The sequence below is a fragment of the Streptomyces sp. NBC_01803 genome (assembly GCF_035917415.1).
Lineage (GTDB): Bacteria > Actinomycetota > Actinomycetes > Streptomycetales > Streptomycetaceae > Streptomyces.
Window position 1 is genome coordinate 3,749,592 of the sequence record NZ_CP109073.1, and the last position, 12,798, is coordinate 3,762,389.

The 12,798-nt window shown below is 69.5% G+C and carries 11 protein-coding genes and 1 tRNA gene; 10 read left to right on the plus strand and 2 right to left on the minus strand.

Annotated features, from left to right (window positions below):
* The first annotated feature begins 43 nt into the window (after window positions 1–43).
* On the plus strand, window positions 44–1,099 hold the full coding sequence (locus OIE51_RS17040; RefSeq protein ID WP_326598570.1) for a UDP-N-acetylmuramate dehydrogenase: 1,056 nt from the start codon (window positions 44–46) through the stop codon (window positions 1,097–1,099).
* A gap of 93 nt (window positions 1,100–1,192) precedes the next feature.
* Here the strand turns inward: OIE51_RS17040 and OIE51_RS17045 are convergent, their stop codons facing one another.
* The gene (locus OIE51_RS17045; RefSeq protein WP_326598571.1) at window positions 1,193–2,212 is read right to left on the minus strand and encodes an adenosine deaminase; all 1,020 of its coding nucleotides are present in this window, start codon (window positions 2,210–2,212) and stop codon (window positions 1,193–1,195) included.
* 99 nt (window positions 2,213–2,311) lie between these two features.
* Entirely contained in the window at window positions 2,312–3,541 is a 1,230-nt protein-coding gene (locus OIE51_RS17050) for a pyridoxal phosphate-dependent aminotransferase (protein WP_326598572.1), read from the minus strand.
* Between the two features lie 157 nt (window positions 3,542–3,698).
* Between OIE51_RS17050 and OIE51_RS17055 the strand changes: the two genes are divergently transcribed.
* The 9 genes from OIE51_RS17055 to rpoB all read left to right on the plus strand — a co-directional run bounded on the left by OIE51_RS17055 (window position 3,699) and on the right by rpoB (window position 12,740).
* Window positions 3,699–3,771, plus strand: a tRNA-Trp gene (locus OIE51_RS17055).
* A 70-nt stretch (window positions 3,772–3,841) separates the two neighbouring features.
* Window positions 3,842–4,123 (plus strand): preprotein translocase subunit SecE, encoded by a 282-nt coding sequence (secE, locus tag OIE51_RS17060; RefSeq protein ID WP_442811945.1) that lies wholly within the window; start codon window positions 3,842–3,844, stop codon window positions 4,121–4,123.
* A gap of 41 nt (window positions 4,124–4,164) precedes the next feature.
* Window positions 4,165–4,962: a transcription termination/antitermination protein NusG gene (gene nusG / locus OIE51_RS17065; protein WP_326598573.1), complete on the plus strand. Its 798-nt coding sequence runs from the start codon at window positions 4,165–4,167 to the stop codon at window positions 4,960–4,962.
* Between the two features lie 209 nt (window positions 4,963–5,171).
* Window positions 5,172–5,603 carry a 50S ribosomal protein L11 gene (gene rplK / locus OIE51_RS17070; protein ID WP_326598574.1) on the plus strand — a complete coding sequence of 144 codons (432 nt, stop codon included), beginning with the start codon at window positions 5,172–5,174 and terminating at the stop codon, window positions 5,601–5,603.
* Between the two features lie 82 nt (window positions 5,604–5,685).
* Window positions 5,686–6,402: a 50S ribosomal protein L1 gene (rplA, locus tag OIE51_RS17075; protein WP_326598575.1), complete on the plus strand. Its 717-nt coding sequence runs from the start codon at window positions 5,686–5,688 to the stop codon at window positions 6,400–6,402.
* A gap of 154 nt (window positions 6,403–6,556) precedes the next feature.
* On the plus strand, window positions 6,557–7,483 hold the full coding sequence (locus OIE51_RS17080) for a hypothetical protein (protein WP_326598576.1): 927 nt from the start codon (window positions 6,557–6,559) through the stop codon (window positions 7,481–7,483).
* Window positions 7,484–7,763: 280 nt separating this feature from the next.
* On the plus strand, window positions 7,764–8,312 hold the full coding sequence (gene rplJ, locus OIE51_RS17085; RefSeq protein ID WP_326598577.1) for a 50S ribosomal protein L10: 549 nt from the start codon (window positions 7,764–7,766) through the stop codon (window positions 8,310–8,312).
* 71 nt (window positions 8,313–8,383) lie between these two features.
* Window positions 8,384–8,773: a 50S ribosomal protein L7/L12 gene (gene rplL, locus OIE51_RS17090; protein ID WP_326598578.1), complete on the plus strand. Its 390-nt coding sequence runs from the start codon at window positions 8,384–8,386 to the stop codon at window positions 8,771–8,773.
* A 481-nt stretch (window positions 8,774–9,254) separates the two neighbouring features.
* Window positions 9,255–12,740 (plus strand): DNA-directed RNA polymerase subunit beta, encoded by a 3,486-nt coding sequence (gene rpoB, locus OIE51_RS17095; RefSeq protein ID WP_326598579.1) that lies wholly within the window; start codon window positions 9,255–9,257, stop codon window positions 12,738–12,740.
* The last annotated feature ends 58 nt before the right edge of the window (window positions 12,741–12,798 follow it).

Here is a 12,798-nt window from a genome sequence, read left to right on the forward strand (position 1 = left end):
CCGCCCATCCGGGCGGGCGGCCGGGCCGCCGTATTCTGGCGGGGTGCAGGAGATCCTCAACGCGCCGCTCGCCCCGCTGACCACCCTCCGCCTCGGCGGACCGGCCACGCGGCTCGTCGTCGCGGAGACCGACGACGAGGTCGTCGCGGCCGTCCGGGAAGCCGACGACACCGGAACGCCGCTGCTGATCATCGGCGGCGGCAGCAATCTCGTCGTCGCCGACGAGGGCTTCCCCGGCACCGCCCTGCAAGTCGCCACCACCGGTTTCCGCCTGGACGGCGCCCGCCTGGAGCTGGCCGCCGGCGAGGTCTGGTCCGACGCCGTCACCCGCACCGTCGACGCCGGGCTCGCCGGCATCGAGTGCCTGGCCGGCATCCCCGGCTCGGCCGGCGCCACCCCCATCCAGAACGTCGGCGCCTACGGCCAGGAGGTCTCCACGGTCCTCACCGAGGTCGTCGCCTACGACCGCGCCGACCGCGCCGTGGTCACCCTCCCGGGCGCCGCCTGCGGATTCGCCTACCGGCACAGCCGTTTCAAGGCCGACCCCGACCGTTTCACCGTGCTCCGCGTCCGCTTCGAGCTCCAGGACGCGGGCGGGCTCTCCGCGCCCATCCGGTACGCCGAGACAGCCCGCCTGCTCGGCGTCGCGCCCGGCGACCGGGTCCCCGCCGCCGACGCCCGTGACGCCGTGCTCAAGCTGCGCACCGGCAAGGGCATGGTGCTCGACCCCGAGGACCACGACACCTGGTCGGCCGGCTCCTTCTTCACCAACCCCGTCCTGGACGACGCCGAGTTCGCCGCCTTCCGCGCCCGCGTCGCCGAGCGCCTCGGCCCCGACGCCGCCCCGCCCGCCTACCCCGCCGGCGACGGCCGCACCAAGACCTCCGCCGCCTGGCTCATCGACCGGGCCGGCTTCACCAAGGGCTACGGCACCGGCCCGGCCCGCATCTCCGGCAAGCACACCCTGGCACTGACCAACCGCGGCGGCGCCGCCACCGCCGACCTGCTCACCCTGGCCCGCGAGGTCAGGGACGGCGTGCGGGCGGCGTTCGGCGTCACGCTGGTCAACGAGCCGGTGCTGGTCGGCACCGCCCTCTGACCGTCCCGGCCGGTCGGTCCGGTCCCGGCCAGCCGGTCACCGTCGCTCGGTCACCGTCGCTCGGTCACCGTCGGCCGGCTCACCAACGGCTGGTCACAGCGCCAGCCACTCGTCGATCTCCAGCAGGATCTTGCCGCGCACGTCCTCCGGCGCCGCCGAGGCCCGCACCGATTGCCGGGCCAGCTCCGCCAGCTCCGGGTCCGTGAACCCATGGTGCTCGCGCGCGATCTCGTACTGCGCCGCCAGCCGCGAGCCGAACAACAGCGGGTCGTCCGCGCCCAGCGCCATCGGCACCCCCGCCCGCCACAGCGTGCGCAGCGGCACGTCGGCCAGCTTGTCGTACACGCCGAGCGCCACGTTCGACGCCGGGCACACCTCGCACGTCACCCGTGCCTCCGCGAGCCGCTCCAGCAGCCGCGCGTCCTCGGCGGCCCGCACCCCGTGCCCGACCCGGGCGGCGCGCAGGTCGTCCAGGCAGTCCCGCACGCTCATCGGGCCCGAGAGCTCCCCGCCGTGCGGCGCCGCGAGCAGCCCGCCCTCCCGGGCGATGGCGAACGCCCGGTCGAAGTCCCGGGCGAAGCCGCGCCGTTCGTCGTTGGACAGGCCGAACCCGACGACGCCCCGGTCCCGGTACCGGACCGCGAGCCGGGCCAGGGTCCGCGCGTCCAGCGGGTGCCTGACGCGGTTGGCCGCCACCACCACACGCATGCCGAGAGCGGTCTCGCGCGCGGTGGTCTCCACCGCGTCCAGGATGATCTCCAGCGCCGGGGACAGCCCGCCCAGCCGGGGCGCGTACGAGGTCGGGTCGACCTGGATCTCCAGCCAGCGCGAACCGTCCCGGACATCCTCCTCCGCCGCCTCGCGCACCAGTCGCTGGATGTCCTCGGGGGCGCGCACGCAGGAGCGGGCGACATCGTACAGCCGCTGAAAGCGGAACCAGCCGCGCTCGTCGGTGGCCCGCAGTCGGGGCGGGCGACCGCTGCTGAGGGCCTCCGGCAGGTGGACGCCATACTTGTCGGCGAGCTCCATCAGAGTGCCGGGGCGCATCGAGCCGGTGAAGTGCAGATGCAGGTGAGCCTTCGGCAGAGCGCGGACGTCACGAACACGATCCATCCCAAGATCTTGCCGTATCCGCCGCGTCGGCCGGTAGTCGCATGCCCCGGATGTGCGCCCGCCCGAACTGGCGGGCGGGCGCGTGACCCGGTGGATCGGTCAGTCCGCGGCCTCGGTCAGCAGCTTCTGCAGCCGGGAGACGCCCTCGACCAGGTCGTCGTCGCCCAGCGCGTAGGACAGCCGCAGATAGCCGGGAGTGCCGAACGCCTCGCCCGGCACGATCGCCACCTCGGCCTCCTCCAGCAGCACCCCGGCCAGCTCCAGGCTGGTCGCCGGGCGCCTGCCGCGGATCTCCTTGCCCAGCAGTGCCTTGACCGACGGGTAGACGTAGAACGCGCCCTCCGGCTCGGGGCAGGTGACGCCCTCGATCTCGTTCAGCATCCGAACGATGGTGCGGCGGCGGCGGTCGAACGCCTCGCGCATCCGCTCCACCGCCGTCAGGTCCCCGGCGACGGCGGCCAGGGCCGCGATCTGGGCGACGTTGCCGACGTTGGACGTCGCGTGCGACTGGAGGTTGGTCGCGGCCTTGACCACGTCCTTCGGGCCGACCACCCAGCCCACCCGCCAGCCGGTCATCGCGTACGTCTTGGCGACGCCGTTGACGACGACGCAGCGGTCGGCCAGCTCCGGCACGAGCGTCGGCAGCGATGTGAAGCGCGCCTCCCCGTAGACCAGGTGCTCGTAGATCTCGTCCGTCAGCACCCACAGCCCGTGCTCGGCGGCCCAGCGGCCGATCTCCTCCGTCTCCTCGCGCGAGTAGACCGCGCCGGTCGGGTTGGACGGTGAGACGAAGAGGAGCACCTTGGTGCGCTCGGTACGGGCCGCCTCCAACTGCTCGACGGAGACCCGGTAACCGGTGGTCTCGTCGGCGACCACCTCGACCGGCACGCCGCCGGCCAGCCGGATCGACTCGGGGTAGGTGGTCCAGTACGGCGCGGGCACGATGACCTCGTCACCCGGATCGAGCAGCGCGGCGAACGCCTCGTAGATGGCCTGCTTGCCGCCGTTGGTCACCAGGACCTGCGCCGCCTCCACCGCGTAGCCGGAGTCGCGCAGCGTCTTGGCGGCGATGGCCTCCTTCAGCTCGGGAAGGCCGCCGGGCGGGGTGTAGCGGTGGTACTTGGGGTTGCGGCAGGCCGCCACCGCGGCCTCGACGATGTAGTCGGGGGTGGGGAAGTCCGGCTCACCGGCGCCGAATCCGATCACCGGGCGCCCGGCGGCCTTGAGCGCCTTGGCCTTGGCGTCGACGGCCAGCGTCGCCGACTCGGAGATAGCGCCGATCCGCGCCGAGACCCGGCGCGCTGCGGGAGAGGAGGAAGCGAGGGTCATGGGAGGCATCGTTCCAGACGGCCCCGTGGCGCGGCACCCGGGCTCCCGCGGTTGTGCCGGGCGGGCACGTCAGCGGCCGTTCGACGGCGGGCGCTTCACCACGTACACTCCTCTGCGGTGGCGCTCGATGCGGTACGTTGTCGGGACCACACGGCAAAGGGTCGTAGCTCAATTGGTAGAGCACTGGTCTCCAAAACCAGCGGTTGGGGGTTCAAGTCCCTCCGGCCCTGCTACACGAAATACACAGCCGTCCGGGTGGCCGGGCGGCTTTTGACCATGACCGGGATCAGGTGAGGACGAGTGGCTGGGATCACGGACTCCGTGGAGACGCCAGAGCCCCGGGAGCCCCGGGGCGAGGGCAAAACCGGCCGTCGCGGAAAGCGCGCGAAGAAGGGGCCGCTGGCCAGGCTCGCGCTGTTCTACCGCCAGGTGATCGCGGAGCTGCGCAAGGTCGTGTGGCCTTCCCGGCGCCAGTTGTCGACCTACGCTTCCGCGGTGATCTTCTTCGTGATCGTCGTCATCTGCATCCTGAGCGTGCTTGACTGGGGATTCAGCCGAGTCGTCGAGTATGTCTTCGGCTGATGTTCCTCCCCTCGTCCGAAAGTCAGGAAGAAGCAGCTACCGTGTCTGACCCGATCCCGAACGACGCCGCGCCCGACGCCGAGGGCGAGGACATCGCGCGCGACGACATCGTCGAAGAAGACACCGCGCGCGACGACATCGTCGAAGAGGCGGAGACCGCGGAAGAGGCGGAGGCCGTCGAGGAGCCCGCGGAGGCCGTCGAGGAGCCCGCGGTCGCGGAGCCCGTCGACCCTGTCGCCCAGCTCCGCGAGGAGCTGCGCGTCCTGCCGGGTGAGTGGTATGTCGTGCACACGTACGCCGGGTACGAGAACCGCGTGAAGACGAACCTGGAGCAGCGGGCCGTCTCGCTGAACGTCGAGGACTACATCTTCCAGGTCGAGGTGCCGCAGGAAGAGGTCGTCCAGATCAAGAACGGCGACCGCCGGACGATCAAGCAGAACAAGCTTCCCAGCTACGTCCTGGTGCGGATGGACCTGACGAACGAGTCCTGGGGCGTGGTGCGGAACACCCCGGGTGTCACCGGCTTCGTCGGCAACGCCTACGACCCGTATCCGCTGACCCTGGACGAGATCGTCAAGATGCTCGCGCCCGAGGCCGAGCAGAAGGCCGCGGCGGAGGCCGCCGCCGAGGGCGGCGGAGGCGGGGGCCGCAAGGTCGAGGTCCAGGTGCTGGACTTCGAGGTCGGCGACTCGGTCACGGTCACCGACGGCCCGTTCGCCACGCTGCAGGCGACGATCAACGAGATCAACCCGGACTCCAAGAAGGTCAAGGGCCTGGTCGAGATCTTCGGCCGGGAGACCCCGGTCGAGCTGAGCTTCGACCAGATCCAGAAGAACTGAGCCCAGTGGGGCGGTGACAGGCCCCCGGTCGGCGGTGAATCCGCGGGCCGGGGGCCTGCCGTCGCCCGGGCCGGTCTCCTCGCCCGAGGAGGCTGATTTTGGCCGCGCGGCGGGAGCCGTTACCGTTGTGCGGTATGTCTTCGTGCGGGTCGCCGCACGACATTCCCGGGGGCTCATCCCCTCATGCATCAAGGACCCGGAGAGAGCGAATGGCTCCAAGGAAGAAAGTCACTGGGCTGATCAAGCTCCAGATCCAGGCCGGCGCGGCCAACCCGGCGCCGCCCGTCGGTCCGGCCCTGGGCCAGCACGGCGTGAACATCATGGAGTTCTGCAAGGCCTACAACGCCGCGACCGAGGCGCAGCGCGGCTGGGTGATCCCGGTGGAGATCACGGTCTACGAGGACCGCTCCTTCACCTTCATCACCAAGACCCCGCCGGCCGCCAAGATGATCCTCAAGGCCGCGGGCGTGGAGAAGGGCTCCGGCGAGCCCCACAAGACCAAGGTCGCCAAGATCACGCGCGCCCAGGTCCGGGAGATCGCCACCACCAAGCTGCCCGACCTCAACGCCAACGACCTGGACGCCGCCGAGAAGATCATCGCCGGCACCGCCCGTTCCATGGGCGTGACCGTCGAGGGCTGACCGTCCCGCAGACCCCGTGGAAGGGCCGCGCGCTGGCCCGCACCACGACTCCCCGTCAAAGCTCGCAGAAGCAGGAGCAGCAGTGAAGCGCAGCAAGAACCTCCGCGGCGCCGACGCCAAGGTCGACCGGACCCGCGTCTACGCACCGCTTGAGGCCGTCCGCCTCGCCAAGGACACCGACACCGCGAAGTTCGACGCGACCGTCGAGGTCGCCATGCGCCTGGGCGTCGACCCGCGCAAGGCCGACCAGATGGTCCGCGGCACCGTCAACCTTCCGCACGGCACCGGCAAGACCGCCCGGGTCCTGGTCTTCGCGACCGGTGAGCGTGCCGCGGCGGCGGAGGCCGCGGGAGCCGACATCGTCGGCTCCGACGAGCTGATCGAGGAGGTCGCCGGCGGCCGTCTGGACTTCGACGCCGTCGTCGCGACCCCGGACCTCATGGGCAAGGTCGGCCGCCTCGGCCGCGTCCTCGGCCCGCGCGGTCTGATGCCGAACCCGAAGACCGGCACCGTCACCCCCGACGTGGCCAAGGCCGTCACCGAGATCAAGGGCGGCAAGATCGAGTTCCGCGTGGACAAGCACGCGAACCTGCACTTCGTGATCGGCAAGGTGTCCTTCGAGGAGCGCCTCCTGGTCGAGAACTACGCGGCGGCGCTGGACGAGATCCTCCGGCTCAAGCCGTCGGCCGCCAAGGGGCGTTACCTGAAGAAGGCGACCATCTCCACCACGATGGGTCCGGGCGTGCCGGTCGACACCAACCGCACGCGCGACCTCCTCGCGGAGGAAGCCGCCGTCTGACCTTCCCGGTCGCCCGGGCGCGTCGAGAACGACATCGGCCCGTCCCCGTTCTGTTACAGAGCGGGGACGGGCATTTTCGTTGCCGGGGCGCTGAGTTAGCGTGAACGGAGGTACGAGTCAGACGTTCGCACACCACGGAAGGACCGGGGGGAACATGCGTCCCATACGCAAAGCCGCGCTCGGGGCCGTCGGCGTCGCCCTGCTGGCCGCCACGGCGGCATGCGGCGATTCCGGCTCCGGCGAAGCGGCGGAACGCGCGCCGGAGGAGAACGGGAGCTCCGTCCGGGCCGCCTTCGACGCGGTGGCCGCGGCGGCGGAGACCACCCAGGAGACCACGTCCGCCCGCTTCGAGGCGGTCATGCGGTCCCCGCAGTCGGCCGGCGGCGACCTGGAGATGTCGGGCGCCATGTCGTGGGCCCCGGAGCTGGCCATGGACATCACCATGACCGGCGAGGGGCTCGCGGCCGACCCGGCGATCCCCGAGGAGATCGCGGTCGTCTGGGTGGACGACGTGATGTACATGGACATGGGGGACGCCTTCGGTGGCGAGTTCCAGGGCCGTGACTGGATCTCCCTCGACCTGACGGCCCTCGCCGAGGAGTCCGGCGACGAGGCCGCGGCGGACGCCCTGTCGTTCGGCCTGGACGAGGCCAACCAGGACCCGGCCCAGCAGCTCGCGCTGCTCCTTCAGTCGCCGGAGATCGAGATCGTCGGCGAGGAGACACTGGACGGCGTCGAGGTCACCCACTATCAGGGCACGATCTCCGTCGAGGACGCGATGGAGAGCAACGGCAGCGCCGACTTCCTCACCGAGGAGGAGCGCGAGCGGCTCATCGAGGTCATGCGGGAACAGGGCATCGAGAGCTACGACGTCGAGGTCTGGGTCGACGGGAACGACTTCCCCGTGCAGATCCATCAGACCTATGACACCAGCATGGGCCCGGTGGAGTACGAGGTCAGGTATAGCGACTTCGGCACCGGTGTCGACGTGGCAGCGCCCCCGGCCGACTCGGTGGTCGACTTCGGGGAGCTTCTCCAGGAGTTGGAGGAGGGCCTGGGACTGGGCGCGGAGGTGGGCTGATTTGCCTCGTGCCCGGCCATTCCCGTAGTCTCACACGGTAGCCAAAGACCGCAGGTTGTCGCCCTGGGCTCCACTCGGAGCTCAGGGAGACCGAAGGATCCGCTGATGCGGACGGCCCGCGCAGGTGATCGTGGAAGACTTGCACGACATCGCGCCCACGCGATCGTGTGTCCGCCCTGAGCGCCTGCGCTTGGGGCGTTTCGTTGTGTACGGCCCCTTCCGTGCGGTCCCCGACTTGGGAAAACAGCACCCGGAAAGACCCGGAAGGAGGGCCGAGGTTATGGCGAGTCTTGACAAGGGCGCGGTCGTCGCGGAGATCAGGGAGAAGTTCGAGAGCTCCAACGCGGCCGTCGTCACCGCGTACACCGGGCTCACCGTGGCCCAGCTCAAGAAGCTGCGCCGCTCGCTCGGTGAGAACGCGCAGTACCGCGTGGCGAAGAACACGCTGACCAAGATCGCGGCCAACGAGGCCGGCGTCACCGGGCTCGACGAGTTCTTCAAGGGCTCGACGGCCGTCGCCTTCGTGACCGGGGATCCGGTCGAGACGGCCAAGGGTCTGCGTGACTTCGCCAAGGAGAACCCCGCGCTCGTCATCAAGGGCGGTGTCCTCGACGGCAAGGCGCTGAGCGCCGAGGAGATCACGAAGCTCGCGGACCTCGAGTCCCGCGAGGTGCTTCTCTCCAGGCTGGCCGGTGGCATGAAGGCGTCCATGGCGAAGGCCGCGGCGACCTTCGAGGCCCCGCTCACGAAGTTCGTCCGCACCGCGGAGGCGCTTCGCAGCAAGGTCGAGGAGCAGGGCGGTGCCGGCGAGCCGGCTCCGGCCGAATAGCCGAATAGGCGAACGCCCGCCCATTTCAACGAAAACCGGCACCAGCCGACTGACACGGAAGGACCGCCATCATGGCGAAGCTGAGCCAGGACGAGCTGCTTGAGCAGTTCGCCGAGATGACCCTCCTCGAGCTCTCGGACTTCGTGAAGAAGTTCGAGGAGAAGTTCGACGTCGAGGCCGCCGCCCCGGCCGCCATCGCCGTCGCCGCCCCGGGTGGCGCCGGTGGCGCCGCCGAGGCCGAGGAGGAGAAGGACGAGTTCGACGTCGTCCTCACCGGCCCGGGCGAGAAGAAGATCCAGGTGATCAAGGTCGTGCGCGAGCTCACCTCCCTCGGCCTGAAGGAGGCCAAGGAGCTGGTGGACAACACGCCGAAGGCCGTCCTGGAGAAGGTGAACAAGGAGGCCGCCGAGAAGGCCCGCGAGTCCCTCGCCGCCGCCGGCGCCGGTGTCGAGGTCAAGTGACCTCACGCTGACCGCGTGACTCCTGCCAGGGGCGATCACCCACTCGGGTGGTCGCCCTTCGGCGTTGTCGCGACGGGCTCCTTGCCCCGGGGGCCGCTGCGGGTAAGGTGAATCCCGGTCGCTCCCCAGGCCACACCCGGGACGGGTGGTGATGGAGCAGGGGCCTTGACGAACCGCACCGGGCGCGCGATTCTCCTCTCGCGCCGCCAGATCGATCCGTGTTCCGAGGCATGGATCCGCAGCGGAGCGGGAAGTGATGCGGCAGACGGGTCAGCACCCGGTGATCGAGGCGATCGGGAGTGGACCTGAAGGGCACAGGGTGAAGAGCACCGAGGGTGGCTCCTCGATGGTCGGTACGGGCATTGGACATCAGTGGGTCTTGTGGCTACACTGACCCTTTGCGCTGCCTGGATGCTCCCTGCCCGTCACCAGGGGGGCCGGTACGCGCGCAGAGAGTCCGAGCCCTCGGAAGGACCCCCTCTTGGCCGCCTCGCGCAACGCCTCGACCAACAGTATGAACAATGGCACCAGCACCGCACCACTGCGTGTCTCTTTTGCGAAGATCAAGGAACCTCTGGAGGTTCCGAATCTCCTTGCGCTGCAGACCGAGAGCTTCGACTGGCTCCTCGGTAACGACGCCTGGAAAGCCCGCGTCGAGGCCGCGCTGGACAGTGGACAGGACGTCCCCAGGAAGTCGGGGCTCGAGGAGATCTTCGAGGAGATCTCCCCGATCGAGGACTTCTCCGGGTCGATGTCACTGACCTTCCGCGATCACCGCTTCGAACCCCCGAAGAACTCGATCGACGAGTGCAAGGAGCGCGACTTCACGTTCGCCGCGCCGCTCTTCGTCACCGCCGAGTTCACCAACAACGAGACCGGCGAGATCAAGTCCCAGACGGTCTTCATGGGCGACTTCCCGCTGATGACCAACAAGGGCACCTTCGTCATCAACGGTACCGAGCGCGTCGTCGTGTCGCAGCTCGTCCGTTCGCCGGGCGTGTACTTCGACAGCTCCATCGACAAGACCTCCGACAAGGATCTGTTCTCCGCCAAGATCATCCCGTCCCGGGGCGCCTGGCTGGAGATGGAGATCGACAAGCGCGACATGGTCGGCGTGCGCATCGACCGCAAGCGCAAGCAGTCCGTGACCGTGCTGCTGAAGGCACTGGGCTGGACCACCGACCAGATCCTGGAGGAGTTCGGCGACTACGAGTCGATGCGCGCCACCCTGGAGAAGGACCACACCCAGGGCCAGGATGACGCTCTGCTCGACATCTACCGCAAGCTCCGCCCGGGCGAGCCGCCGACCCGCGAGGCCGCGCAGACCCTGCTGGAGAACCTGTACTTCAACCCCAAGCGGTACGACCTGGCCAAGGTCGGTCGGTACAAGATCAACAAGAAGCTCGGCGGGGACGAGCCGCTGGACGCCGGCGTGCTCACCGTCGAGGACATCGTCGCCACGATCAAGTACCTGGTCCGCCTGCACGCCGGGGAGACCGAGACGGCCCTCGCCGACGGCCGGACGCTCGTCGTCGAGACCGACGACATCGACCACTTCGGCAACCGCCGCCTGCGCAACGTCGGCGAGCTCATCCAGAACCAGGTCCGCACCGGTCTGGCCCGTATGGAGCGCGTCGTCCGCGAGCGCATGACGACGCAGGACGTCGAGGCGATCACGCCGCAGACGCTGATCAACATCCGGCCGGTCGTCGCCTCCATCAAGGAGTTCTTCGGCACCAGCCAGCTGTCCCAGTTCATGGACCAGACGAACCCGCTGTCCGGGCTCACCCACAAGCGTCGCCTCTCGGCGCTGGGCCCCGGCGGTCTGAGCCGTGAGCGGGCGGGCCTTGAGGTCCGTGACGTGCACCCCTCGCACTACGGCCGGATGTGCCCGATCGAGACGCCGGAAGGCCCGAACATCGGCCTGATCGGCTCGCTCGCCGCCTTCGGCCGGGTGAACGCCTTCGGCTTCGTCGAGACCCCGTACCGCAAGGTCACCGACGGCATCGTCACCGACGAGGTGCACTACCTGACCGCGGATGAGGAGGACCGGTACGTCATCGCCCAGGCCAACGCCCGGCTGACCGACGACTACCACTTCGCCGAGTCCCGCGTGCTCGTCCGCCGCCGCGGCGGTGAGATCGACTACGTGACCGGCACCGAGGTCCACTACATGGACGTCTCGCCGCGCCAGATGGTGTCGGTCGCGACCGCCATGATCCCGTTCCTGGAGCACGACGACGCGAACCGCGCGCTCATGGGCTCGAACATGATGCGCCAGGCCGTGCCGCTCATCCAGGCCGAGTCGCCGCTGGTCGGCACCGGCATGGAGTACCGCTCGGCCGTCGACGCGGGCGACGTGATCAAGGCCGAGCAGGACGGCGTCATCACCGACGTCTCCGCGGACTACATCACCATCCAGAACGACGACGGCACGCACGTCACGCACCGTCTCGCCAAGTTCCACCGCTCCAACCAGGGCACCTCGTACAACCAGAAGGTCCTGGTCGAGGAGGGCGAGCGCGTGGTGGCCGGACAGGTCATCGCCGACGGCCCCTCCACCCAGCGCGGCGAGATGGCCCTCGGGAAGAACCTGCTGGTCGCGTTCATGCCGTGGGAGGGCTACAACTACGAGGACGCGATCATCCTCTCCCAGCGTCTGGTGCAGGACGACGTCCTCTCCTCGATCCACATCGAGGAGCACGAGGTCGACGCCCGTGACACCAAGCTGGGCCCCGAGGAGATCACCCGGGACATTCCGAACGTCTCGGAGGAGGTCCTGGCCGACCTGGACGACCGCGGCATCATCCGCATCGGCGCCGAGGTCGAGGCCGGCGACATCCTGGTCGGCAAGGTCACCCCGAAGGGCGAGACCGAGCTGACCCCGGAGGAGCGGCTGCTGCGCGCGATCTTCGGTGAGAAGGCCCGTGAGGTCCGCGACACCTCGCTGAAGGTGCCGCATGGCGAGACCGGCAAGGTCATCGGCGTGCGCGTCTTCGACCGCGAGGAGGGCGACGAGCTGCCCCCGGGCGTGAACCAGCTCGTCCGCGTCTACGTGGCCCAGAAGCGCAAGATCACCGACGGCGACAAGCTGGCCGGCCGCCACGGCAACAAGGGCGTGATCTCCAAGATCCTGCCCGTGGAGGACATGCCGTTCATGGAGGACGGCACCCCGGTCGACATCATCCTCAACCCCCTGGGCGTCCCGTCCCGGATGAACCCGGGCCAGGTCCTGGAGATCCACCTGGGCTGGCTCGCCTCCCAGGGCTGGAAGGTCGAGGGCGCGGAGTCGGACTGGAAGGAGCGGCTGCGGGTCATCGGTGCCGACGAGGTCGCCCCCGGCACCAACGTCGCCACCCCGGTCTTCGACGGCGCTCGCGAGGACGAGATGGCCGGACTCTTCGAGTCCACCATTCCCAACCGCGACGGCGACCGGCTCGTGCTGCCCTCCGGCAAGGCCCGGCTGTTCGACGGCCGGTCCGGCGAGCCGTTCCCGGACCCGATCTCGGTCGGGCACATGTACATCCTGAAGCTCCACCACCTGGTCGACGACAAGCTGCACGCGCGCTCGACCGGTCCGTACTCCATGATCACCCAGCAGCCGCTGGGTGGTAAGGCCCAGTTCGGCGGCCAGCGCTTCGGTGAGATGGAGGTGTGGGCGCTAGAGGCGTACGGCGCCGCCTACGCCCTCCAGGAGCTGCTGACCATCAAGTCCGACGACGTGACCGGCCGCGTGAAGGTCTACGAGGCCATCGTCAAGGGCGAGAACATCCCGGAGCCGGGTATCCCGGAGTCCTTCAAGGTGCTCATCAAGGAAATGCAGTCACTCTGCCTCAATGTGGAGGTGCTGTCCTCGGACGGCATGTCCATCGAGATGCGTGACACCGACGAGGACGTCTTCCGCGCCGCGGAAGAGCTCGGCATCGACCTGTCCCGGCGCGAGCCGAGCAGCGTCGAAGAGGTCTGACGGGTCGGGCCGGGAGAGAGCGCCCGTCTCTCTCTCCCGGCCTCCCCACCCGGACCCC